Source organism: Pseudomonas sp. R2-37-08W, from assembly GCF_003851705.1.
Lineage (GTDB): Bacteria > Pseudomonadota > Gammaproteobacteria > Pseudomonadales > Pseudomonadaceae > Aquipseudomonas.
On the sequence record NZ_CP027728.1, the window covers coordinates 1,457,730 to 1,478,825 of the forward strand.

Annotated in this window: 27 protein-coding genes; 26 read left to right on the top strand and 1 reads right to left on the bottom strand. The window is 58.3% G+C overall.

Annotation, left to right across the window (positions count from 1 at the left end; all coding sequences use genetic code 11):
- Window positions 1-11: 11 nt before the first annotated feature.
- From C4J93_RS06665 to C4J93_RS27085, 23 genes are all read left to right on the top strand, one after another.
- A complete protein-coding gene (locus C4J93_RS06665) occupies window positions 12-329 on the top strand; it encodes a phage holin, lambda family (protein ID WP_124430849.1) in 318 nt (105 codons plus the stop codon).
- Window positions 326-703, top strand: coding sequence for a hypothetical protein (locus tag C4J93_RS06670; RefSeq protein WP_124428919.1), 378 nt, complete (start codon window positions 326-328; stop codon window positions 701-703). Before C4J93_RS06665 ends, C4J93_RS06670 begins: the two co-directional genes overlap by 4 nt.
- The gene (locus C4J93_RS06675) at window positions 675-860 is read left to right on the top strand and encodes a hypothetical protein (protein ID WP_164485220.1); all 186 of its coding nucleotides are present in this window, start codon (window positions 675-677) and stop codon (window positions 858-860) included. Before C4J93_RS06670 ends, C4J93_RS06675 begins: the two co-directional genes overlap by 29 nt.
- A 63-nt stretch (window positions 861-923) precedes the next feature.
- Entirely contained in the window at window positions 924-1,103 is a 180-nt protein-coding gene (locus C4J93_RS06680; protein ID WP_124428920.1) for a hypothetical protein, read from the top strand.
- On the top strand, window positions 1,094-1,468 hold the full coding sequence (locus tag C4J93_RS06685) for an HNH endonuclease signature motif containing protein (protein WP_124428921.1): 375 nt from the start codon (window positions 1,094-1,096) through the stop codon (window positions 1,466-1,468). Before C4J93_RS06680 ends, C4J93_RS06685 begins: the two co-directional genes overlap by 10 nt.
- Window positions 1,469-1,627: 159 nt before the next feature.
- The gene (locus tag C4J93_RS06690; protein WP_124428922.1) at window positions 1,628-2,113 is read left to right on the top strand and encodes a phage terminase small subunit P27 family; all 486 of its coding nucleotides are present in this window, start codon (window positions 1,628-1,630) and stop codon (window positions 2,111-2,113) included.
- Window positions 2,113-3,834, top strand: coding sequence for a terminase large subunit (locus C4J93_RS06695; protein WP_124428923.1), 1,722 nt, complete (start codon window positions 2,113-2,115; stop codon window positions 3,832-3,834). Before C4J93_RS06690 ends, C4J93_RS06695 begins: the two co-directional genes overlap by 1 nt.
- A complete protein-coding gene (locus C4J93_RS06700; protein WP_124428924.1) occupies window positions 3,834-5,105 on the top strand; it encodes a phage portal protein in 1,272 nt (423 codons plus the stop codon). The genes C4J93_RS06695 and C4J93_RS06700 overlap by 1 nt, the downstream gene beginning before the upstream one ends.
- An 18-nt stretch (window positions 5,106-5,123) precedes the next feature.
- Window positions 5,124-5,786, top strand: coding sequence for an HK97 family phage prohead protease (locus C4J93_RS06705; RefSeq protein ID WP_078466894.1), 663 nt, complete (start codon window positions 5,124-5,126; stop codon window positions 5,784-5,786).
- 3 nt (window positions 5,787-5,789) lie between these two features.
- Window positions 5,790-6,953 carry a phage major capsid protein gene (locus C4J93_RS06710; protein WP_124428925.1) on the top strand — a complete coding sequence of 388 codons (1,164 nt, stop codon included), beginning with the start codon at window positions 5,790-5,792 and terminating at the stop codon, window positions 6,951-6,953.
- Window positions 6,954-6,988: 35 nt separating this feature from the next.
- Entirely contained in the window at window positions 6,989-7,174 is a 186-nt protein-coding gene (locus tag C4J93_RS06715; RefSeq protein ID WP_124428926.1) for a hypothetical protein, read from the top strand.
- Window positions 7,171-7,509 (top strand): head-tail connector protein, encoded by a 339-nt coding sequence (locus tag C4J93_RS06720; protein WP_124428927.1) that lies wholly within the window; start codon window positions 7,171-7,173, stop codon window positions 7,507-7,509. The genes C4J93_RS06715 and C4J93_RS06720 overlap by 4 nt, the downstream gene beginning before the upstream one ends.
- A gap of 71 nt (window positions 7,510-7,580) precedes the next feature.
- Window positions 7,581-7,838, top strand: coding sequence for a phage head closure protein (locus C4J93_RS06725; RefSeq protein WP_372238170.1), 258 nt, complete (start codon window positions 7,581-7,583; stop codon window positions 7,836-7,838).
- On the top strand, window positions 7,831-8,322 hold the full coding sequence (locus C4J93_RS06730; protein ID WP_124428929.1) for an HK97-gp10 family putative phage morphogenesis protein: 492 nt from the start codon (window positions 7,831-7,833) through the stop codon (window positions 8,320-8,322). Before C4J93_RS06725 ends, C4J93_RS06730 begins: the two co-directional genes overlap by 8 nt.
- Window positions 8,319-8,687: a DUF3168 domain-containing protein gene (locus C4J93_RS06735; protein WP_124428930.1), complete on the top strand. Its 369-nt coding sequence runs from the start codon at window positions 8,319-8,321 to the stop codon at window positions 8,685-8,687. Before C4J93_RS06730 ends, C4J93_RS06735 begins: the two co-directional genes overlap by 4 nt.
- Window positions 8,688-8,746: 59 nt before the next feature.
- The gene (locus C4J93_RS06740; protein ID WP_124428931.1) at window positions 8,747-9,238 is read left to right on the top strand and encodes a phage tail tube protein; all 492 of its coding nucleotides are present in this window, start codon (window positions 8,747-8,749) and stop codon (window positions 9,236-9,238) included.
- Window positions 9,239-9,247: 9 nt separating this feature from the next.
- Window positions 9,248-9,595 carry a phage tail assembly chaperone family protein, TAC gene (locus C4J93_RS06745; RefSeq protein WP_124428932.1) on the top strand — a complete coding sequence of 116 codons (348 nt, stop codon included), beginning with the start codon at window positions 9,248-9,250 and terminating at the stop codon, window positions 9,593-9,595.
- 77 nt (window positions 9,596-9,672) lie between these two features.
- Entirely contained in the window at window positions 9,673-9,879 is a 207-nt protein-coding gene (locus C4J93_RS06750) for a hypothetical protein (protein ID WP_177413528.1), read from the top strand.
- A 25-nt stretch (window positions 9,880-9,904) separates the two neighbouring features.
- Window positions 9,905-12,613, top strand: coding sequence for a phage tail tape measure protein (locus C4J93_RS06755; RefSeq protein ID WP_124428934.1), 2,709 nt, complete (start codon window positions 9,905-9,907; stop codon window positions 12,611-12,613).
- A 5-nt stretch (window positions 12,614-12,618) separates the two neighbouring features.
- Window positions 12,619-12,957 carry a phage tail protein gene (locus C4J93_RS06760; protein WP_124428935.1) on the top strand — a complete coding sequence of 113 codons (339 nt, stop codon included), beginning with the start codon at window positions 12,619-12,621 and terminating at the stop codon, window positions 12,955-12,957.
- Between the two features lie 9 nt (window positions 12,958-12,966).
- The gene (locus C4J93_RS06765; protein ID WP_124428936.1) at window positions 12,967-13,719 is read left to right on the top strand and encodes a phage minor tail protein L; all 753 of its coding nucleotides are present in this window, start codon (window positions 12,967-12,969) and stop codon (window positions 13,717-13,719) included.
- A gap of 2 nt (window positions 13,720-13,721) precedes the next feature.
- The gene (locus C4J93_RS06770; protein WP_124428937.1) at window positions 13,722-14,534 is read left to right on the top strand and encodes a C40 family peptidase; all 813 of its coding nucleotides are present in this window, start codon (window positions 13,722-13,724) and stop codon (window positions 14,532-14,534) included.
- Complete coding sequence (locus C4J93_RS27085; protein ID WP_164485235.1) at window positions 14,512-14,649, top strand: hypothetical protein; 138 nt, start codon at window positions 14,512-14,514, stop codon at window positions 14,647-14,649. Before C4J93_RS06770 ends, C4J93_RS27085 begins: the two co-directional genes overlap by 23 nt.
- 22 nt (window positions 14,650-14,671) lie before the next feature.
- On the opposite strand, the gene C4J93_RS06775 is transcribed toward C4J93_RS27085, so the two are convergent.
- On the bottom strand, window positions 14,672-14,893 hold the full coding sequence (locus tag C4J93_RS06775) for a hypothetical protein (RefSeq protein WP_124428938.1): 222 nt from the start codon (window positions 14,891-14,893) through the stop codon (window positions 14,672-14,674).
- Window positions 14,894-15,090: 197 nt separating this feature from the next.
- On the opposite strand from C4J93_RS06775, the gene C4J93_RS06780 reads away from it, so the two are divergent.
- The 3 genes from C4J93_RS06780 to C4J93_RS06795 all read left to right on the top strand — a co-directional run bounded on the left by C4J93_RS06780 (window position 15,091) and on the right by C4J93_RS06795 (window position 20,178).
- A complete protein-coding gene (locus C4J93_RS06780) occupies window positions 15,091-15,390 on the top strand; it encodes a hypothetical protein (protein WP_124428939.1) in 300 nt (99 codons plus the stop codon).
- A gap of 416 nt (window positions 15,391-15,806) precedes the next feature.
- Entirely contained in the window at window positions 15,807-16,394 is a 588-nt protein-coding gene (locus tag C4J93_RS06790) for a tail assembly protein (RefSeq protein WP_124430851.1), read from the top strand.
- Window positions 16,395-16,452: 58 nt separating this feature from the next.
- Window positions 16,453-20,178 (top strand): phage tail protein, encoded by a 3,726-nt coding sequence (locus C4J93_RS06795; RefSeq protein ID WP_124428941.1) that lies wholly within the window; start codon window positions 16,453-16,455, stop codon window positions 20,176-20,178.
- Window positions 20,179-21,096 lie beyond the last annotated feature (918 nt).

Sequence of the window (21,096 nt, forward strand, 5' to 3'; positions counted from 1 at the left end):
TGTCCCTGAACATGCCTGAGAAAAACCCCGACTTCTGGGCCCAGGTCTGGCTGGTCCTCTCGAACCCACTGTGGCAGGGCGCAATCATGGCCTTCACGATCACACTGTTGCGCGTGCTGTATGACGCCAAAGAGCCCAACTACTGGCGCATCTTCTTCGAAGCACTGCTCTGCGGAGCCTTGAGCCTGTCCGCCAGTAGCATCATCGAGTGGATGAGTTGGCCACCGAGCTTGTCGGTGGCTGCCGGCGGCACCATTGGCTTTATCGGCGTGACCGCGATCCGTGACTTGATCATGCGATTTCTTGGCAAAAAGGCGGACTCACTATGAAGGCGATCGCGGTAGCAATCATTGTCGCCCTGGTTGGCCTTCTGTTGGTCGGCATCCAGCAGCAGCGAGTGGTCGCCCTGCGCGGAGAGGTTGCATTCGAGTCTGGCGAGAAGAAGAAGGCAGTCGACGCAAATGCCGAGAGCCAGGCCACTATCACCACGCTGCGCGCTGAAGCCAAGCGCAACGCCGCGTACACCGCCGACCTGGCCAAGCGAATCAAGGCCAGCGAGAAGAAAGCCGAGAAGGCGAGGAAAGACTTTGAAGATCTCAAGCAGACCAATAAGCCTGTTCGTGACTGGGCTGCTCAGCCTATTCCTGACGGCCTGCGCAGCAAAGCCGGCGGTGGTGACGAAGACCGAGGCCGTAAGAATTGAAGCCCCTGAGCTGATCCCCTGCGAGCGGGTAGACCAGGACGAAGCCGACCTTCGCATCAATGGCGATGTGTGGGAGCTGAAGGACAAGGCCATTAAGTTGCTGGACACCTGTGCCGACCAGGTCGACGCCCAGATCGTTCGTAGCCAGAGCAAGTGAATATGGCCTGCAGCGGATGCGCCGCCCGGCGTGAATGGTTCAACAAGATGAAGAGGCTGGCCTATGAGCGAGCAAGTGTATTGCTTACCGGTCGAGATGCTGGCCGAGATGAGGAAGCAGACCGCGATCCTCGAGCGGATGGAGAGACAGCAGGACCTGTTGATCCAAGCTCTGGCCGAGGATCAGGGTGAAGACCCCGATGCGCCGCCTTCCACCTATATGGATGGAACCCCGTGCCGCTGAGACCGCAGAAGCCTTGCAATGCACAGGGCTGCAACACGCTGACCCGTAATGCTCGGTACTGCGATGATCACGCACACCTGCTCAAGAGTTCGACCTGGGCCAAACCTCGAGAGAGCAGCACCAAGCGTCATTACAACTACAAGTGGCAGCAGGCAAGGGCAGGGTGGCTGGCCAAGCACCCGCTGTGCAGATGTTGTGAGCAGGCAGGCAAGGTGGTCGCGGCGACTGATGTTGACCACATCATTCCGCACAAGGGCGACATGGTCCTGTTCTGGGACCGGAACAACTGGCAAAGCCTCTGTGGTCCGTGCCACTCCAGCAAAACGGCCTCCGAGGATGGTGGTTTCGGCAATTCCCGGCGCTGAAAGCAGAAAAACGGCCGAAAACCAGTGGAAAACAACCAAATGAGAGCGATTCGCGCAGAAAGGGAGGGGGAGGGTCAAAAGTCTGGGCCTTTTTGCTTCTAGACCGCGCCCTCAGTCGTTTTTTTACACCCGCGAAATTAAAAATTCAGGAGTTGCGCGATGGGAGGCACCGCCACGGTCGCCGGCCGTGGTCGCAAACCCAAGCCAACGGCCAAAAAAGCACTCGCCGGAAACCCTGGCAAGCGCGCGCTGAACACAGCCGAGCCGCAGTTTTCCAAGATCACCCAGATCGACCCGCCGGAGTGGTTTAGCCCTCGGGCCGCCACCATGTGGAACATGATTGTGCCGGAGCTGCTGCGCGAGAACGTGGTGGCGATCACGGATCTTCATAACGTCGAAGCTTTCTGCACGGCCTATGACAACTGGCGGATGGCGCAGGAATCTATCCAGCAGAACGGCATCGTGGTTGAGGGTGCGACCGGCGGCCCGATGAAGAACCCCGCACTTACCGCCGCCAACGAGACGATGCGCCAAATGGTGACGTTCGGTTCGATGTTGGGCCTTGACCCGGCCAGCCGCACACGTCTGATCGGCGGCAACAAGGAGAAAGAAACCAACGAATTTGCCAACCTGCTGAGAACCTGATGACCAAATCTGCCCACCCAAATGTCGACAAGGCAATGGCGTGGGGTCGGTCATTGCTTCGCGGTAAGGTCCCGGCGTGCCGTTATATCCGCCAGGCAGTTCAGCGCCACTTCGACGACCTGGCCGCCAGCCGCAAGCGCGGGTTCCGTTACAAGTTCGACCCGGCCAAGGCAGAAAAAAAGCTCAAGCTGATGCAGCTGCTCCCGCACACCAAGGGCGAGTGGGCATTTAAGCGTCAGCTGATCACGCTGGAGCCTTGGCAGCTGTTCGGCCTGGCCGTGACATTCGGATGGGTCAAGAAGAAGGGCGGCCACCGCCGTTTTCGTGAAAGCTACTGGGAAGTGCCCAGGAAGAACGGCAAGTCAGTTGTGGCCGGCGGCGTGGGCATCAGCATGTTCGTTGCCGATGGCGAGTTTGGCGCCGAGGTATACGCCGGCGCGACCACTGAGAAACAAGCATGGGAGGTTTTCAGGCCCGCCAAGCTCATGGTCAGCAAATCGCCGATGCTGATTCAGGCCGCCGGCATCGAGGTGAACGCCTCGAACATGAACATCCCGTCCGACTTCAGCCGCTTCGAGCCGCTGATCGGCAACCCTGGCGACGGTGCATCTCCAAGCTGCGCCATCATCGATGAGTATCACGAACACCCAACGTCGGCCCAGTACGACACCATGCTCACAGGCATGGGCGCCAGGCGTCAGCCGTTGATGTTCATCATCACCACCGCCGGCGCCGACATTGAAGGCCCGTGCTATGACAAGCGCCGCCAGGTCGTCGAGATGCTGGCCGGTACCGTGCCGGACGAAGAGTTGTTCGGCTGGATCTGGACGCTCGATGAGGGCGACGACTGGACCGATCCGAAGATGCTGGCCAAGGCCAACCCGAATCACGGCGTCTCGGTGTTTCAGGAGTACCTGGAAAGTCAGCAGGCCAGGGCCATTCGCTCGGCCCGCTTTGCCAACACCTTCAAAACCAAGCACCTCAACCTTTGGGTGAGCGCCAAGTCCGGCTTCTACAACATGGAAAGCTGGAAGGCTTGCGAAGATACGTCGCTGACCCTGGAGCAGTTCGAGGGGCAGGAGTGGATTGCTGGTTTTGACCTGGCACGAAAGCTCGACATGAACTCAAGGGCCAGGTTGTTCTGGCGCGTCATTGATGGAAAGAACCACTACTACAGCATTGCGCCAAAGTTCTGGGTTCCATACGACACAGCCTTCAACACTGACAACAAGCGGATGGCTGAGCGCTTCCAGGCCTGGATTCACTCCAAGCATCTGGATGTGACCGACGGTGCGGAGGTCGACTACCGCGAGATCCTTGAGGACACCAAGGAGGCGAACCACCAAGCCCCGGTGCGCGAGTGTCCAATTGACCCTCATGGCGCGACAGGCCTGAGCCATGACCTTGATGACCAAGGTTTCAATCCCGTCACTATCACGCAGAACTACACCAACATGTCGGACCCGATGAAAGAACTGGAGGCCGCGATAGAGGCTGGACGTTTCCATCATGACGGCAACCCGATCATGACCTGGTGTATCGGCAACGTTATCGGCAAGAACTTGCCCGGCAATGATGACGTCGTGCGCCCTATTAAACAGGGCGATGACAACAAGATCGACGGCGCCGTTGCGCTGATCATGACGATAGGCCGCATCTTGGCGAACGCTGAGGTGCAAGGTTCTGTCGACGACTTCCTCTCCAGACCGATGAGCATGTAATGGCAGATACCGACTACAGCATCGACCTGCGCACGCGCAGTCCCTTCTGGGCGCGTATGGCGAGCTTCTTTGTCGGCGGCCGCCTGGTTACACCGGAAAAAGGTTCGCAGACTGGCCCCGTGTCAGCCCAGGGTGTAGTGGGTGATTCGGTCGTCAACGATGAGCGTTCGCTCCAGATATCCACTGTATTCGCATGTGTAAGGCTGATATCCAGCGTCACGGCGTGCATGCCCTTGGATGTATTTGAAACAACGGGTGATGACCGCAGGAAGGCGGATCTAAATAATCCTCTGGCGCGGTTGTTGCGTTATAGCCCCAACGCTTTCATGACCGCCTTCGACTTCCGCGTTTCGATGACAATGCAGCTCTGTTATTACGGCAACGCTTACGCACTGATTGAGCGCAACAGCTCCGGGGATGTGATCAGTCTTGTCCCTCTTCTTTCGGCCAACATGGACGTCAGGCTTGAAGGTCGTAAGGTTGTGTATCGATATCGCCGCGACAATGAGTACGCGGACTTCAAACAATCAGAAATCTTTCACCTTAAGGGGTTCGGCTTCAATGGTCTCGTAGGGCTTTCCCCGATCGCATTTGCTGCGAAGAGCGCGGGTGTCGCGGTGGCCATGGAGGATCAGCAGCGAGACTTCTACGCGAACGGCGCTAAGTCTCCGCAGTTGCTGATGACTGGTGATGGCAAGGTTCTCAATAAAGAACAGCGCGCCCAGGTTGAAGAGAACTTCAAGGAGATATCCGGCGGCCCGGTGAAAAAGAGGCTGTGGATCCTTGAGGGCGGTTTTACCACCCAGGCTATTGGTGTGAGTCCGCAGGACGCTGAAACGATGGCGGCTCGTAAGTTTCAGGTTAGCGAGCTGGCCAGATTCTTTGGTGTGCCTCCCCACCTGGTGGGCGATGTCGAAAAATCTACCAGTTGGGGTTCCGGTATCGAGCAACAGAACCTCGGCTTCCTACAGTACGCCCTTGATCCCTACCTGGAGATCTGGGAGTGCAGCATCCTGCGTTGGCTCGTAAAGCCGTCTGACCTAGGCCGGGTTCATGCTGAGCACAACCGCGACGGCCTTCTCAGTGGTGACTCTACCGCCAGGGCGAACTACATGAAAACGCTGGTTGATACCGGCTTGCTGACGATCAACGAAGGCAGGCGAGTTAACAACCGGCCACCCGTTGCTGGTGGCGATGTCGCCACCAGGCAGTCGCAGAACGTACCGCTAACCCAACTTGGCCAAACAAACCCCGCACCTAGCGGGGTTTAGTTTTTCTGGAGCTGCCAAATGTCAAACATCCAAAAGACCCTGGCGTTCGCTGAGGCTGAGATCAAATTCGATTCCGGCGGACGGGCCGGGGTTTTCGAGGGATATGCCAGCGTTTTCGATGTGATCGATTCGGATGGAGACATCATCCTCCCAGGCGCATTTAAAAAAGCCTTGAGCACGCAGAGCCGGCAGGTTGGGATGTTCTTCAACCATCAGACCTACGGATTGCCCGTGGGTAAATGGCAGTCGCTTGAAGAGGACAGCAAAGGCTTGATCGTTCGCGGCGAGCTGACGCCAGGCTTGTCTGTTTCTAACGATCTTCGAGCCGCGATGGAACACAAGACTGTCGAGGGCATGTCTGTCGGCTTCACCGTCATGAAAGACGATTTCGACATGATCGCCACCGGCCGCGCGTTCAAGAGCGTGGCGGCCCTTCGCGAGATCAGCATCTGCACGTTCCCAGCCAATGAACTTGCAACAATCGAGTCCATGAAATCCATGGAGTCGATCACAACTATTCGCGACGTTGAGCACTGGCTGAGGGATTCGGTCGGACTGTCGAAGTCGCAAGCTCTGGGCCTAGTGGCCCGGATTAAGTCCGCAGTTCGGAGCGATTCCGAAGGTGGCGAAATCACCGCGATCCTGGATCGCCTCAAGTCCTTCCCATCTGTAGGAAAATAAACCATGTCCGAATTGGCCCAGATCCAAAAGGCTATTGAAGAATCGCAAAAGAACATGACTGAGCTGTTCGATGCGCAGAAAAAAGAAATCACCGAGACCGGTGCGGTCAGTAAAAAGCTGCAGTCCGATCTCCAAACCGTCCAGGAAGAGCTGACCAAATCCGGCACTCGCCTGTTCGACCTGGAGCAAAAGCTTGCCGCCGGTAACCTGGACAATCCGGAAACGAAGAAGTCCTTCGCAGAACAAACGGCAATCGATCTTCAAAAGTCGTGGGATGGCAAGTCCTCGGGCAAGGTCGACGTCAAGAGCTTCAACAAGCAGCTCGGCAGTACGGCAGGTTCCGCCGGCGCATTGATCGAGCCACAGCGTAATGCCGGCATTTTGATGCCAGGCCTGCGCCGGCTCACCATTCGGGACCTGCTTGCCCAGGGCCGTATCAGCTCGAACTCGCTGGAATATGTTCGCGAGAACATCTTTACCAACAGCGCTGCACCGGTCGCCGAGGGCACGCTGAAGCCCGAGTCCAACCTGACGTTCACCAAGGAAACGGCGAACGTCAAAACCATCGCTCACTGGATTCAGGCCTCGCGCCAGGTCATGGACGATGCTCCGATGCTCGAGTCGTACGTGAACAACCGACTGCTGTTCGGCCTGGCCCTGGTTGAGGAGGGGCAGTTGCTGAACGGTGACGGTACCGGCGACAACCTGACCGGGCTGAACAAGGTTGCCACGGCCTACGACGCAGCGCTGAACGTGACCGGTGACACCCGCGCCGACAAGATTGCCCATGCGATCTTCCAGACCAGTGAGTCTGAGTTTGAAGCCTCCGGCATCATCCTCAACCCGCGCGACTGGCACGCAATCGCGCTCCTGAAAGACGCTGATGGTCGCTACATCTTCGGTGGCCCAGCTGCGTTCGCTGCCAAGGTCATGTGGGGCCTGCCGGTGGTTGCCACTAAAGCTCAAGCCCTGGGCACGTTCACCGTCGGCGGCTTTGATCTGGCATCCCAGGTTTGGGATCGCATGGACGCGACTGTCGAAGTAAGCCGCGAAGACCGCGACAACTTCGTGAAGAACATGCTGACCATCCTCTGTGAAGAGCGCCTGGCCCTGGCTCACTACCGGCCAACCGCAATCATCACCGGTCCTTTCGCAACCGCGGCATAAACGAGGCCGGGGCAGGCAACTGCCCCGTTTGCGTCATGATCAAGATTCGAGCGTTGCGCCAGTTTTCGCACTATCACGCCGGCAACTTTGATCAGTTCGAAGAGCGGTCGGTGACTGATGAGATTGCCGAAGCTTTGGTCGGCATGGGCCTGGCAGAAGAAGTTGAGCCCTCCGGAAAGCCGGAAGGTGGCCCGGCAAAAAAAGCAGGTGGTAAAAAATGAGCATCCCCGTCACCGATCTGCTGCCGATCGCCTTGATGCGCAAGCATCTGCGCGTCGACCATGAAGACGATGACGACTTGATCGAGCTTTACGCTGAATCGGCCCTGGCTTGGGCGCTGTGGTATTGCGACAACCCGGCGCTCAAGTTGGTGGCGGACTTCCCGGCGTCGTTCAAGAACGCGGTGCTACTTTTGCTGGGGCACTCGTACTCGACTCGCGAGGCGGTCGTGATCGGCACCATCACTGCGGAATTGCCGATGGGGGTTGAGTCGTTACTGTGGGCATCCAGAAATTGGCGCGGTGTTATCGACCCTGAGCCGGAGGATGTCCCATGAGGGCTGGCGATCTACGCCATCGGGTTGAGCTGCAGCGCCCGGTTTTCTCACAGGATCCTGTTACGGGTGAGATGACGCCAGCATGGGTTGGAGTTGCAGGCATTTATGCGGCTATTGAGTCGCTTTCCGCGCGCGACTTTCTTGCGGCGGCGGCAGGCCAATCAAAGGTTTCGGCCCGGATCGTAATTCGGTATCGCGCCGGCGTTGATCCGACAATGCGGATTGTCCATCGAGACAAAATCTACAACATCGAGGGCGTCCTAGCGGACCCTAAGAGCGGGCTTGACTATCTCACGCTCCCTTGTAGCGAAGGTGTGAATGATGGCTGACGGTGTTGAGTTTGATATCAAAGGGCTTGATTCGCTTCTGGGAAAGCTCGCTGCTGTCACGTACGACCTCAAGCGCAAAGGTGGCCGATCTGCTCTGCGCAGAGCGGCCCAGCTAGTTGCTGATAAGGCCAAGGAGGGCGCCGAGAAGCTGGACGACTCAGCCACTGGTAGGTCCATCTCCAAAAACATCGCGCTGCGATGGAATGGCCGGCTCTTCAAGCAGACCGGAAACCTCGGCTTTCGCGTCGGGGTGATGAAGGGCGCGGTGCTGGCCAAGCGCGGTGAGCGCCCAGATCTTTCCGCAGCTGGTCCAACCCCCCACTGGCGGCTTCTGGAATTCGGAACGGAAAAGATGCAGGCCTCGCCGTTCATGCGAAGTGCGCTTGCTGACAACATCAACGCCGCTACCGAAACGTTCGTCAGCGAATACGAAAAAGCAATTGACCGCGCATTGAAGCGCGCCACCGCCAAGGCCGCCAAATGAAGTATCCCCCGATTTTTCAAGTTGCCGCCTCGGATCCTGGCGTCACGGATCTGCTGGGAACGAACCCGACGCGCCTTTACCTCTTCGGTCTCGCGCCTGAAAAGCCAGCCGGCACTTATTGTGTCTGGCAGGTCGTTAATGGAGCTCCTGAGAGCTTTCTGGCGGGCCGACCAGATGTCGAGGCCTACGGTCTTCAACTTGATGTTTACGCGCCTACGGCTGCGGCAGCACGCGCCGCCGGGCACGCCATTGAATACGCCATCGAGTTGAGCGCCACGATTACCAGCTACAACGGTGAAACCAAGGACGCGGAGACAGGCCTGTATCGATACAGCTTCGACGTGGACTGGATCGTCCGCCGATAACCAAGCCCCAAACACAGGCCCGCCATGAGCGGGTTTTTTTTCGTCCGCAGGAGACACCTATGTCCATTCTTACCCAGGGCACGCAGGTCTTTGCCCTCGTCCCACCGTTGACCGGTACCGGCCCCTACACCGTTATGGAGGTGGAGTGTGCCACCAGCTTTGACCCGGGCGGCGCGCCGGCTGACCAGATTGAAGATACTTGCCTGAGCGCCAAGGAGCGCAGCTACAAGAAAGGCTTGCGCACTCCCGGCCAGGCTTCCCTGGGTTTGAATGCAGACCCCAACAACGCAAGCCATATTCGCCTGCATCAGCTCTCCGAGGCTGACGGCGATACCAGTATCAAGTGGGCGGTTGGCTGGTCCGACGGCACCGAGCCCCCGACGCTCGATACTGGCGGTGATGACTTCGAATTGCCGGCCACGCGGACTTGGTTTGTCTTCGAAGGGTACGTCTCCGACTTTCCATTCTCGTTCGCGGCCAACACTGTCGTGACCACCACCGCAACCATTCAGCGTTCGGGCGGCTCTGCCTGGATCAAGAAAACCACTTAAGGGCGAAACATGAACCTGACTCAACTGAAAGCTGCCGGCGGTATTGTCGGTGGCGCCATGGTCAAAAAGTCCGTGGTGTGGAAGCACGAGGACGCCAAAGGCAAGCCGGTGACCGACAAATTTTCGATTTTCGTAATGCCGCAGTCCTTCGGCATGATCGAGAAGTTGTTTTCTGCCACCGAGCCCGAAGACAGCCGCAACGCGAAGTACATCGCAACCTGCGTGACGCTCGGCGAAAACGGCGAAGAGCCGATTTCCTACGAGGATGCATTCCGCCTGGCTCCCGGCCTAGGCTGGGCCATCCTCGCCGCTGTGCACCAAGTAAACAACACCGGGGCAGACCGCGCAAAAAACTAACGGCCGCCGATGAGTTCTGGCACGAACTGGTGCTGAACGGAGTCGGCGGTAGAACAGTGGCGGAAGCCAAGGCCAGCATGAGTTACCCGGAGGCTATGGCCTGGGCTGCTTACCGAAACAGACATGGGTCGTTCAATCTGGCAGCCCGCGCCGAGCAAATGGGCGCGCTCGTTGCGCTGCAAGTGAATCGTATGGGCGGCGGCAAAGCTGAGCTGGTCGACTTCATGCCCCACCAAGAAAAAGCAGGCGTCTCGCTCGAAACGGCCATGGCCGAATGGGCGTGACCTGCGCTCCCACAGGAAATAGCCCATGGCTACTCGTTCGCTCGGCACGCTGACGCTGGACTTGATTGCGCGTATCGGTGGATTCGAGCAAGGCATGGATAAGGCCGGCCGCCTCACCGAAAAACGCATGAAGGAGATGGAGGCCCGCGCAGAGGCCGCTGGCAAGAAGATTGGCGGCGCCCTGGCCACCGTCGTCACTGCGACACTGGGTGTTGGCACTGCCTCGCTGGTGATGCTGAAGAACACTGCGGCTGCGACCACCGAGACTGATCGGTGGGCCAAGTCCCTTGGTATCGGCACTACCGTCCTGCAGCAATGGCAGTACGCGGCCGAGCGCGCCGGTCTCAGTGGCGACAAGATGGCCGATATTTTCAAAGATATTGGGGACAAGATCGGCGATGCAGTTATCACTGGTGGCGGCGAGGCCATTGACGGACTCAATAAGCTCGGCTTATCCGCCGAAGAGTTGGCCCGCATGTCTCCGGACAAGCAGCTGCTCGCCATTGCCGACGGCCTGGGCAAGGTCGCAACGCAGTCAGAGAAAATCAATATTCTCGAAAGCCTGGGCAACGATCTTTCGAGAATGCTGCCCCTGTTGGATCAGGGCGGCGAGAGCCTGCGCAAGTATCTGGCGCAAGCGAAAGATTTCGGCATTGCCATGGATCCGGCCCAGATCGCCAGTTTGGTTCGTGCGAACGAGGTGATTCAGGATCTACAGTTCCAGGTCGAAGGCCTGCGCAATGAGTTCGTGTCCGGGCTCGCAAACGTAGACATGAGCCCGCTGCAAAACTCGCTCGACGGTCTTCGCGATATCGTCAAGGATCCGGCCTTCCAGCAGGGAATGGCCGACCTTGCCGCCCTCGTCGTGAAACTGACCGGGGCTGCGGCGAGCGGGTTGGCGCAGCTGCCAAACGATCTGCGCGCGATGGCGAATGACCTGAAGCAGGTCACGTCTTTTTTCTCGACAGACCGTAAAACGCGACACTTCGCCGGCGTATCGGACGAGGAAGCAACCAACCGGTCTTTGGACGCTTACAACAAGTCGCAGGGGGCGCTGAACAAATTCACCACCAACCCCACGCTGTTCGTGGGTGATCTGTTCGGTCAGGACCTGGGTGCAGCCAAGAAAGCGTCCGACGAGCGCCTGGCCAGCTTCAAGGCGTATACCGAGTTGCGCGGCTGGGGAGACCAAAAGCTGGTTGAGGGTAACAAACAGGTTGAGCAGCAAGAGCAAAAAGTCGCGGAGTCTTTTAAGGGAACCACTGCTGCATCATTGAAGCTGCTCGACTCGTACGACCGATTGAACAAGCTGCAACAGGATCGTGCGGCGCTGGTTGCTGCGATGGCCAAGGACCCGGACAACGCCGATCGGTACAGGCGAGCGATTGAAGCGATCGACAAGCAGGTGGCTCAGCTCAACGGCACTACCAAATCCGCCACGGAGGCCCAGAGCAAACTCAAAGCCCAACTAAAAGAGGCTGCCACAGCTTTTGATCAGCTCCGCCAGACCTATGACCCGGTCAACGCTGCAGCCCATGAATTCAGCAAGCAGACAGGACAGATCGCTCTCCTGGAGAAGAACGGGAAAATATCCAAAGAGCAGTACGGCAAGGCGACCGCATGGTTGGCGAGCCAGTTCAACGAGGCGGTGAACTCTGCTACTGGGCTTTCTCAGGCTATGCAGTTCCAGGCTGACTTGGAGCGACAACTGAGCAACCAGCGCGAGCAGTATGCGGCCCAGGCTGCCGCTGTCGGTATGGGTAGCAAGGAATCCGACCGCTATTTGGAGCGTCTTGAGCTTGAGCGGCAGACCAATGACAAGGTTCTGTCGCTGCGCACTGAACTTGCTACAGCCACAACGGACACCCAGCGAAAGGCGCTGCAGGACCAAATCGACCTGACCAATGCGTACCTGCCCAAGCAGGTCGCCGCAATGCAGGAAGGCTGGGCGCAGATGGACTCCGCCCATAGTGACTGGTCCAACGGTGCTAAGAGTGCGTGGCAGGACTATCTGGACAGCGCCAAAGACGTTGCCGGCCAAACGAAGAGCATGTTCAGCAATGCGTTCAGTTCCATGGAAGATTCGCTGGTGAACTTCGCGCTTACTGGCAAGGCCTCGTTTGCTGACTTCACCAAATCAATTCTCGCCGATATGGCGCGCATCGCTACCCGCCAGGCCAGTTCTGCTTTGCTGGGTAGTCTGGTTGGCGCAGCGGCAAGCTACTTCGGTGGTAGTGCTGCTGGTGGTAATGGCATGGCAGCCGGTTCGGCCGGTGCCGTCTCGTCTAACCTCGGGGCATCATCTGCCGGGTACTCGAGCACGTACTTCCCGCAAGCCAAGGGTGGCGCGTGGTCCGGCGGCGTGCAGATGTTCGCCGATGGCGGCGCCTTCACAAACTCCGTCGTCAGCAAGCCGACAGCGTTTGGTATGGCTGGCGGCATGGGGTTAATGGGCGAGGCGGGGCCGGAGGCGATCATGCCATTGACCAGAACATCGAGTGGCGCCCTGGGTGTGCGCGCTGTTGGTGGTGGCTCTGGCGGTGCGGTAGTACCAACTCAAATAAACGTGACCGTGACAGTCGCAAGCGATGGCACGACCAGTTCTACGGCCGACGACTCTGCTTATCAGCAGTTCGGGAAGGATCTCGGCGACTTTGTTGACCAGCGTTACCGTCAATTGATTCGTAAGGATCTTGCGCAGGGCGGCAGCATCAAGCGAGCAATCAGCGGGTAATCAATATGGCGATTGAAACATTCACCTGGTGCCCACGGACTGATCCGCAGGGGCAGGCAAAATTCAGGGTCAGGACGAAGGCTTTCGGCGACGGGTACGCACAATCGGTAAGCGATGGCATCAACAACAAATCGCAATCGTGGCCACTCACCTTCCTCGGTGGCGCTGCGCGCACCAAGCAAATAATGGACTTCATCGAAGCCCATAAGGGGGCGAGGGGCTTTTTGTGGACGCCGCCGCTCGGCGATCTGGGCTTATACAAGTGCGATGGCTACCAGCTCACGCCCCACGGCGCTGAAAACTACACGCTGACCGCCACCTTCGAGCAAACCTTTCAACCATAAGGCCTCAGCATGGCATTGATCACGGACATCCAAAAGCTGGAGCCCGGCGGCGAAATTCGACTGTTCGAAATAGACGGCACCGAGTATGGCGCTGATTACCTAAGGTTCCATGGTCATGCCATCCCGCACACCCCCGAGGAACTGCTGGCTTATGCGGGCTCGGAGCAGGATTTGCCAGCCAAGTCGATTTGGTGGCAGGGCCAGGAGTACGCGGCCTGGCCGGTGCAGATTGAAGGCATCGGCTCCAATAGCGACGGCACCGCCTCTCGGCCAACCTTCGCCGCCGGCAACGTCAGCGGGCGCGTTACGGCGCTGTGCCTGGCCTTCGAGGACATGCTCAAGTTCAAGCTGACAGTCCGCGAGACGCTGGCCCAGTACCTGGATGCGGCGAACTACCCAGAAGGCAACCCAACCGCCGACCCGACTCAGGAGGCGCTGGAGATCTGGTACATCGACCAGAAAACCAGCGAAGACGGCGAGTCTGTGGTCTGGGAACTGTCTTCACCTGGCGAGATTGATAACCACGGGCTGCCCGGCCGGCAGATGACGACCTTCTGCCACTGGGCTATGACCAACGGTTACCGCGGCCCGGACTGCGGCTATACCGGCGCGGCCATGTTCGACGACGAGGACAATCCCACGGATGACCCGGCACTGGACCAGTGCAAGGGCTGTTTGTCGTCCTGCAAGTTGCGGTTCGGCGAAAACAACGAATTGTCATTCGGCGGATTTCCCGCCGTTTCCCTCATCGCCCGGAGCTGACCATGCGCAAGCACATCATTGCGGCCATCCAGGCGCATGCGGCGGCGGAGTATCCGCGTGAATGCTGCGGCCTGCTGCTGGCCGTGGGCCGCGCGCAGAAGTACTTCCCGTGCCGGAACATAGCCACTGAGCCGAACGAAGAGTTCAGGCTTGATCCCGAGGACTACGCGGCGGCGGAAGACTCGGGCGAGGTGATCGGCATCGTTCACTCCCACCCGGACGCCACCAGTCGCCCATCACCGCACGACCTGGCCATGTGTGAGGCCACAGCCTTGCCCTGGCACATCCTGTCCTGGCCCGAGGGCGACATGCGCACGATCACGCCCACGGGCAGTACGCCGCTGCTCAATCGCCCGTTCGTGCATGGTGCCTGGGATTGCTGGCAGGTATGCGCTGACTGGTACCAGCGCGAATGGGGGCTTGAGTTCGAAGCCTTCCAGCGCACCGACGGTTGGTGGGAGAGCGTCGACAACGCCAGCCTCTACGAGCAGCACTACGAGGCAGCCGGCTTCGTGCGCGTCGACCAACCCCTGCGCGGCGACATGATCGTCATGCAGGTTGGCCGGACCGCTCACCCGAACCACGCCGGCATATACCTTGGAACTGATCCGTCGCTGCCTGGTGAGGAGTCAGGTGTTTTCGGCCCGGGCCCGTTCCTGCTGCACCACCTTTACGGTAGGCCGTCCGAGATTATTGTCTACGGCGGCCCTTGGCACGACAGATCACGCCTGATCCTCAGGCACAAAGACGCAAGAAAACCAATATTACGCGGCATGCCCGCAGGAGATACGAATGGAAAAGGCAATTTGCAGTGAAGCTAAGGATTCGAACGGCCAGCCGATGTGGTTGTTGATGCCGGATGGCAGCTTTTTCATCAGTCAGAAGGCTGTTGATCAGGCCAGCATCCAGCACTTGAAACTTAAAAATTAGTTTCCCAGGGCTTCCAAACCACTCAGTCAACAATTGTTGGAAGGTTTTTGCCTGGGAATACCTTTTTAAACACCTCTAGCGGGTAATAGTCACCCACGCCTTGATTGCGGCAGGCATACACGGCCGCTCCGATCCGCTGCATTGCGCTCTCTGGATTGTCGGCCGCCTGGGTGTATGCGAGCGCGAGCACCAAGTTGGTGAGTTGAGAAATTGCGTGTTCTGCGCTTATTTCTTGTTGTGACATTTTGACCTCCAGGTCATAAACGCGCCGATATTGGCGCAACCCAGTCCTTGGGCTTGCAGGCGTGGGACTGGGGAATCCTTGCGTGAAGGCGCAACGCTACTACGGCACGGCTGTGCTCGGTTACTGGCATTCCATCCACGCTGGATGCCTGGCCAGGTCCGGGTTACAGTTGGTGTTTCCCAGTGGAGTTTCTCAGGATGACAATCTCTAGCGTTCGGGCGTCGATGCAGCACGGGGCCGGCTTCGAAATATTAGAAACGCAGTACATGGGCAAAGTACTTCGCGTTTCCGTTACTACAAATGCCAATGACGTGGACACCAAGCAGATAGAGGGTGAGGCCCAAATTCACATGACCCTCATCGAAAAGAGCAAAGCCGTGGATAGAGGCGTCAAGGAAGTTTTAGACGCTGCTAAAAATGGCGACTCAGTCGTCATTCTGTGTCGGAGCGAGACTATCTACAAAGCTGTTTTGGTCCACATTGGATTCAGCGAATAAGGTATATGTCATGCGGATTTTATTGGCTTCAGTCATTGCGGTTTCAGCGCTACTGACGGGCTGCACCACGCCCGGTGACCTTAAAAGCGGAAAGGCTACCATCACTGCCTCCTCGAGCAAGGCGCCGAAACAGTACGCTCTATGCGTCATGCCGAAATGGCAGGATGCACGCTCGGGCGCCACGATGACTGAAACCGCGAGCGGTTACAGGCTGATTGTCGCCACTGATTCGACGGCAGAGGAGCTGCTTGAGGTGAATCGAGCTTCGAATGGCAGTACCGTCGCGCTGTATCAGCGATTGTCTTGGGCACCAGGTTACGGTCGATCAGCAATTGAAAAGGCAGTTCGTGAATGCCTATAAAGAACAACTTCATCAAGCCGCCTTAGGGCGGTTTTTTTATACCTGGAGAAAAGCAATGGCCGCACTCGCTATTGATTATGCGCCTGTAGAAATTGTTCGGCTCGGCGGTCAATTACGCCAGTTCGGAAAAGAGTACAGGCTGGCGGTTCGCACTCCCGCAGAGGCAATTAAGGCTCTTTGCGTGCAAATTCCTGGACTTGAACGATTTATTAGTTCTGCCAAAGAGCGAGGTCTTGAGTTCGCCGTTTTCCGTGGCAAGCGAAATATTGGCGAGGCGGAGATCGGCTATCAGGGCCGTGGAGTGATTCGCATAGTCCCCGTAATTACAGGATCCAAGCGTGGCGGGATTCTTCAAACGGTCGTCGGCGTCGTTCTCCTGGCGATCTCCTACGTCTTTCCGGTGACAGCGCCATATCTAGCACCGGCAGGCATTGGCCTTGTCGCCGGCGGCGTAATTCAAATGCTCAGCCCCCAGGCGGGCGGGCTTAAGACCAGCGCGGCGCCTGAAAACATGCCTGGATACGCCTTCGGCAGCGCGAAGAACACCACGGCGTCCGGTAACCCGGTTCCACTTTGTTACGGCAAACGGCGCGTAGGCGGCGCAATCATCAGTGCCGCTATCTACGCGGAAGATCAGATGTAACGGCACCCGCAGCACATCAGCCGCCCACGAGGCGGTTTTTTATTGCCTGGAGGAAAGCATGGGCGCAGCACGCAAGTTAGACATCCACGGCGCCAAGGGCGGCGAAGAAAAACCCAAAACGCCAACAGAGGCGCCTGACAGTCTGCGCTCTGTCGCCATCGCCAAAATGCTGATCGGCGTAGGGGAGGGAGAGTTCGAAGGTACGCCGACCGCGCGCGACATCTACCTGGATAATACGCCGCTGCAAGACCCCCAGGGCAACATGAACTTCCCGAACGTGAAGTGGGAGTGGCGCACGGGCGCGGTGGATCAGACGTATATCCAAGGCATCCCATCGGTCGAGAACGAAACCACCATCAGCACCGAGCTGCGCAGCGGCACCCCGTGGGTGCGGGCGATCAGTAACACCCAGCTTTCCGCCATTCGGGTGCGCTTCGCCTGGCCTGCGCTCCAGTCCGTGGATATCGCAGGAAATATCAACGGCTACCGGATCGAATACAAGGTCGAGCTGGCAACCGATGGTGGCGCCTATCAGCAGGTGCTCAGCGAAGCTGTCGATGGAAAGACCACGAGTGTGTACGAGCGTACCCGCCGTATCGATTTGCCCAAGGCCACCACAGGCTGGCTGATGCGCATCACCCGTATCACTCCAAACCAGAACAACAATAAAATCTCGGACACGATGCAGATCGCCGGCTTCACCGAGGTGATCGACGCGAAGATCCGCTACCCGAACACCGCGTTGCTCTACATCGAGTTTTCCGCCGCGCAGTTTCGCAGCATTCCGGCCGTAACGGTCGAGACCAAGCTGAAGAAGATGCAGGTCCCGAGCAACTACGACCCCGTGGCACGCTCGTACAACGGGGTGTGGAACGGTACCTTCAAGCAGGCCTGGACCGACAATGCGGTCTGGATGACCTACGACATCACCACGAACGACCGCTTCGGTCTCGGCCGCCGCATCAAGCCTTGGATGGTCGACAAGTGGGAGCTCTACCGAATCTCGCAGTACTGCGACCAACTGGTGCCGGACGGGAAGGGTGGACAGGAGCCGCGCTTCATCTGCAACCTGAACCTGCAGAGCAAGGCTGATGCTTGGTCGCTGCTGCGCGACATCTCTGCGATTTACCGGGGCATGACCTACTGGGCCCAGGGCCAGGTCTTCACGCTGTCGGATATGCCGCGTGCAACCGATTTTGACTTCGCCTACACCCGAGCGAACGTGATCGATGGGAAGTTCACTTACTCGAGCGCTTCAGAGCGCACCCGCTATACCCGCGCCCTGGTCAGCTACGACAACCCTCTGAACAACTACGACACCGACGTCACGGCTGTGACCGATCAAAAGCTGCAGCGGCGCTACGGCGACAACCCACTGGAGATCAGTGCCATTGGCTGTACCCGCGAATCCGAGGCCCAGCGCCGCGGCAAGTGGGCGCTGCTGACCAACTCCAAAGACCGGGCTGTCACCTTCAAGGTGGGGCTGGACGGGCGTATTCCGCTGCCTGGCTACGTTATCCCGATCGCTGATGAGCTGCTGGCGGGCCGCCCCGTGGGTGGGCGCATCTCGGCGGTGAACGGCAAGGTCATCAAGCTGGACCGCGACACCCAGGCCAAGCCCGGTGACCGACTGATCCTCAACCTGCCAGACGGCAAGTGCGAGGGGCGCACCGTGCAACTGGTCAGCGGCCGACAGGTCACCGTCACTGTGGCCTATTCGGTTACGCCTGAACCTGAGCTGGTGTGGGCGCTGGATGCTGACGACTTGGCCATCCCACTGTACCGCGTGGTGAGTGTGGCCCGGCCAGAGCCTGGCGTGTTCGAGATATCGGCGGTTCAGTACGACCCGAGCAAGTTTGCGCACATCGATACTGGCGCGCGGCTGGAGGAGCGCCCAGTCAGCGTTATCCCAATCACCGTCGTACCGGCGCCAGCCAGCGTCACGCTCACGTCGAGCTATGCCATCAACCAGGGCATTGCCATCAGCACCATGAATATCTCATGGCCTGCCGTCACGGGCGCTGTCGCGTACGACGTGGAGTGGCGCAAGGACAACGGGAACTGGATAAAGGTGCAGCGCACGGGTTCGACGAGCGTGGACGTCACCGGCATCTACTCGGGCGCCTACCTGGCCCGGGTACGCGCCGTCAGCGCCTTCGAAATCTCGTCGGTGTGGAAAAACTCCATTCTGACCAACTTGGAAGGGAAGGTCGGCCTGCCGCCGGCGGTGTCGTTCCTGACCACCAAAAGCGAACTGTTCGGGATCAGTATCAAGTGGGGCTTCCCTACTGGCGCCGAGGATACCCAGCGCACGGAACTGTGGTATGGCCCGGCGAACAGCCTGCCGGCGGCAACGAAGCTGGCCGACCTGGCATATCCGCAGGCCGACTACCGCATGCAGTCGCTGCTGGCAGGGGCAACGCTGTTCTTCTGGGCGCGCCTGGTGGACCGTACCGGCAACATTGGGCCGTTCTATCCCGTGGTCAATGGGGTCATGGGCCAGTCCAGCTCGGATGCTGGGGCGATCCTCGAGCAGATCAAGGGGCAGATAGACGAGACGTCGCTGGGGCAGTTGCTGAAGGATCGTATCAACCTGATCGACGGTAACGGCCCTGGCTCTGTCAACGGTCGCATTGAGGCAGCAAAGGACGAGCTGGAGCTGCTGATTGACCAAGTGGTGGATGCGCTCGAATACGTACCGACGAAATCATATGTGCTCAAAGACATCGTGCGCGTGGGGCAGCACCTGTACCAGGCCAATGGCCCGGTGCCGGCGAACAACGCGCCGCCGAACGCTACCTACTGGACCGACATCGGTACGGTGGTGCAGACGGTCAACGCGCTGGTCACCCAGGTTCAGCAGAACTCGGCGACGATCAACCAGCACGGCCAGGACATTACCGCCCAGGCTTCGCAGCTCAACGCAGTGAAGGCGACGGTGAACGATTCTGTTACCGGTGTTACCGCCACGGCCAGCGGGCTCAGCACGCTAAAGGCCACGGTTACCACGCTCGACGGCAAGGTAACCACCACGGCGCAGCGGGTTGATGGCATCTACCTGCAGGTCAACCCGCCACTCCAGGGTGATGACAGCGCCCTGATGGGCTCGGAGGCCAGCTACGTTGGCGTCTGGTCCACTCAGTCCGCCCTGATCGAGGGCGACCTGGTGCAAGGGCAGCGCACGGATGTGGTTGAGGTGAGTGTTGCGAATACCGCTGCCGCAGTCATTGCCGAGCAAACCGCCCGCATCAATGCCGACGGCGCTCTATCGTCCAGCATCGAGACGGTCAAGAACTCGGTCAACGGCAACACCCTGGCCATCCAAACCAACACCACGGCCATTCAGACGGTCGACGGCAAGGTTACGGCGAACTGGTCGGTGCGGATGCAGTACGAAACCGCCACCGGTCTCTATAAGTACGCTGGTATTGGCCTGGGCCTGGAGAATGGTCCGGGTGGGTTGCAGACGCAATTCATCATTGATGCTGACAGGTTCGCCATTGGACAGGCCGGCACCGTGCCTTTTGCTGTACAGGGCGGGCAGACCTTCATCAAGGCCGCGTTCATCCAGGATGGCACGATCACCAACGCGAAGATCGGCAACTACATCCAGTCGAACAATTATGTTGCTGGGCAAACAGGCTGGAAGTTGTTTTTTGATGGGACGTTTGAAATTAACGGCGTCGTGCCTGGGCAAGGTCGCTCGATGATGACGAACCGGTCTTTGCGGTTCTGGGACGTAAATAACGTGAAGCGGGTTCAATTGGGGGATCAAACCGAATGAGTTCCGGCCTTAGAATATGGTCAGCCACGGGAGCGCTTGAGTTTGATACGAGCACGGCAACATACAGGATTGTGTTGTCTGTGCTTGTTTCATATGCGGGCGAGGGGAAGTCAACTAAGACATTTCAAGTGCCGGGGTGCAATGCCAATAACGCCATATGCTTTTTGCTGCCAATCAGTAACGATAATTCACAAATTGCATCTAATAGGCAGCTGGAATGCGAGATGGGGGCGGGAGAGGTTTATGTGAGAAATTTTCTCAAGCCCAGGCAAAATGACTCTTTCTCTAGCGCAACCATGAGGCTGATAGTTGCGAGGTGGGCGTAATGGCTTATGGTCTGCAAGTTGTAAATGACTCAGGGGCGATATCGCTAGACTCGGAATTTGCGCGATTGTGTGTTTTTCACAAGGGAACTTATAACTCAGGCGCTACCGTTACATTTCAAAACGTGGTCGACACACAAGAACCACCACTAATTTTTATCAGGCCTCCAAACAATGGATCACTGATACAGCTAGGTGTTCTTCTAGAAGGCTCAGCTGGGGCGTGGACCGGCGCTACCGTGACATCCGGGCAAGTCCATTCAGGTAGCATATTCGTCGGTGCTTTTTCGTCTAAGCCACTCTCGTCGTACGGGTTGCGGATGTGGGATACCAACGGCAAGCAGATCTTTGACTCCGCTGTTCAGGCGGCAGTATTTACACGGTCTGTGCAAAATTGGACATTTACACACTCGGAGCAAAGTCAGCAAGGGCTTATAACGAATTGGTACTCAGTGCCACTTAGCTACGAGCTTGGCGATTACCTGATGGTAAATAATGCAAGAATGCCAATGATGGCGGGCAACAACGAATCTAGGTCCACAGGGTTGAGATATGACTTCCCTGCAGGTCTTATAAGGTTCAGCGTTACCACCGT

What these genes read in the sequence shown, in the direction of transcription:
- C4J93_RS06665 (WP_124430849.1), top strand. Translation starts at nt 12, where the DNA reads ATGCCTGAGAAAAACCCCGACTTCTGGGCCCAGGTCTGGCTGGTCCTC.
- C4J93_RS06670 (WP_124428919.1), top strand. Translation starts at nt 326, where the DNA reads ATGAAGGCGATCGCGGTAGCAATCATTGTCGCCCTGGTTGGCCTTCTG.
- C4J93_RS06680 (WP_124428920.1), top strand. Translation starts at nt 924, where the DNA reads ATGAGCGAGCAAGTGTATTGCTTACCGGTCGAGATGCTGGCCGAGATG.
- C4J93_RS06690 (WP_124428922.1), top strand. Translation starts at nt 1,628, where the DNA reads ATGGGAGGCACCGCCACGGTCGCCGGCCGTGGTCGCAAACCCAAGCCA.
- C4J93_RS06695 (WP_124428923.1), top strand. Translation starts at nt 2,113, where the DNA reads ATGACCAAATCTGCCCACCCAAATGTCGACAAGGCAATGGCGTGGGGT.
- C4J93_RS06700 (WP_124428924.1), top strand. Translation starts at nt 3,834, where the DNA reads ATGGCAGATACCGACTACAGCATCGACCTGCGCACGCGCAGTCCCTTC.
- C4J93_RS06705 (WP_078466894.1), top strand. Translation starts at nt 5,124, where the DNA reads ATGTCAAACATCCAAAAGACCCTGGCGTTCGCTGAGGCTGAGATCAAA.
- C4J93_RS06710 (WP_124428925.1), top strand. Translation starts at nt 5,790, where the DNA reads ATGTCCGAATTGGCCCAGATCCAAAAGGCTATTGAAGAATCGCAAAAG.
- C4J93_RS06715 (WP_124428926.1), top strand. Translation starts at nt 6,989, where the DNA reads ATGATCAAGATTCGAGCGTTGCGCCAGTTTTCGCACTATCACGCCGGC.
- C4J93_RS06720 (WP_124428927.1), top strand. Translation starts at nt 7,171, where the DNA reads ATGAGCATCCCCGTCACCGATCTGCTGCCGATCGCCTTGATGCGCAAG.
- C4J93_RS06725 (WP_372238170.1), top strand. Translation starts at nt 7,581, where the DNA reads ATGACGCCAGCATGGGTTGGAGTTGCAGGCATTTATGCGGCTATTGAG.
- C4J93_RS06730 (WP_124428929.1), top strand. Translation starts at nt 7,831, where the DNA reads ATGGCTGACGGTGTTGAGTTTGATATCAAAGGGCTTGATTCGCTTCTG.
- C4J93_RS06735 (WP_124428930.1), top strand. Translation starts at nt 8,319, where the DNA reads ATGAAGTATCCCCCGATTTTTCAAGTTGCCGCCTCGGATCCTGGCGTC.
- C4J93_RS06740 (WP_124428931.1), top strand. Translation starts at nt 8,747, where the DNA reads ATGTCCATTCTTACCCAGGGCACGCAGGTCTTTGCCCTCGTCCCACCG.
- C4J93_RS06745 (WP_124428932.1), top strand. Translation starts at nt 9,248, where the DNA reads ATGAACCTGACTCAACTGAAAGCTGCCGGCGGTATTGTCGGTGGCGCC.
- C4J93_RS06750 (WP_177413528.1), top strand. Translation starts at nt 9,673, where the DNA reads ATGAGTTACCCGGAGGCTATGGCCTGGGCTGCTTACCGAAACAGACAT.
- C4J93_RS06755 (WP_124428934.1), top strand. Translation starts at nt 9,905, where the DNA reads ATGGCTACTCGTTCGCTCGGCACGCTGACGCTGGACTTGATTGCGCGT.
- C4J93_RS06760 (WP_124428935.1), top strand. Translation starts at nt 12,619, where the DNA reads ATGGCGATTGAAACATTCACCTGGTGCCCACGGACTGATCCGCAGGGG.
- C4J93_RS06765 (WP_124428936.1), top strand. Translation starts at nt 12,967, where the DNA reads ATGGCATTGATCACGGACATCCAAAAGCTGGAGCCCGGCGGCGAAATT.
- C4J93_RS06770 (WP_124428937.1), top strand. Translation starts at nt 13,722, where the DNA reads ATGCGCAAGCACATCATTGCGGCCATCCAGGCGCATGCGGCGGCGGAG.
- C4J93_RS27085 (WP_164485235.1), top strand. Translation starts at nt 14,512, where the DNA reads ATGGAAAAGGCAATTTGCAGTGAAGCTAAGGATTCGAACGGCCAGCCG.
- C4J93_RS06775 (WP_124428938.1), bottom strand. Translation starts at nt 14,893, where the DNA reads ATGTCACAACAAGAAATAAGCGCAGAACACGCAATTTCTCAACTCACC.
- C4J93_RS06780 (WP_124428939.1), top strand. Translation starts at nt 15,091, where the DNA reads ATGACAATCTCTAGCGTTCGGGCGTCGATGCAGCACGGGGCCGGCTTC.
- C4J93_RS06790 (WP_124430851.1), top strand. Translation starts at nt 15,807, where the DNA reads ATGGCCGCACTCGCTATTGATTATGCGCCTGTAGAAATTGTTCGGCTC.
- C4J93_RS06795 (WP_124428941.1), top strand. Translation starts at nt 16,453, where the DNA reads ATGGGCGCAGCACGCAAGTTAGACATCCACGGCGCCAAGGGCGGCGAA.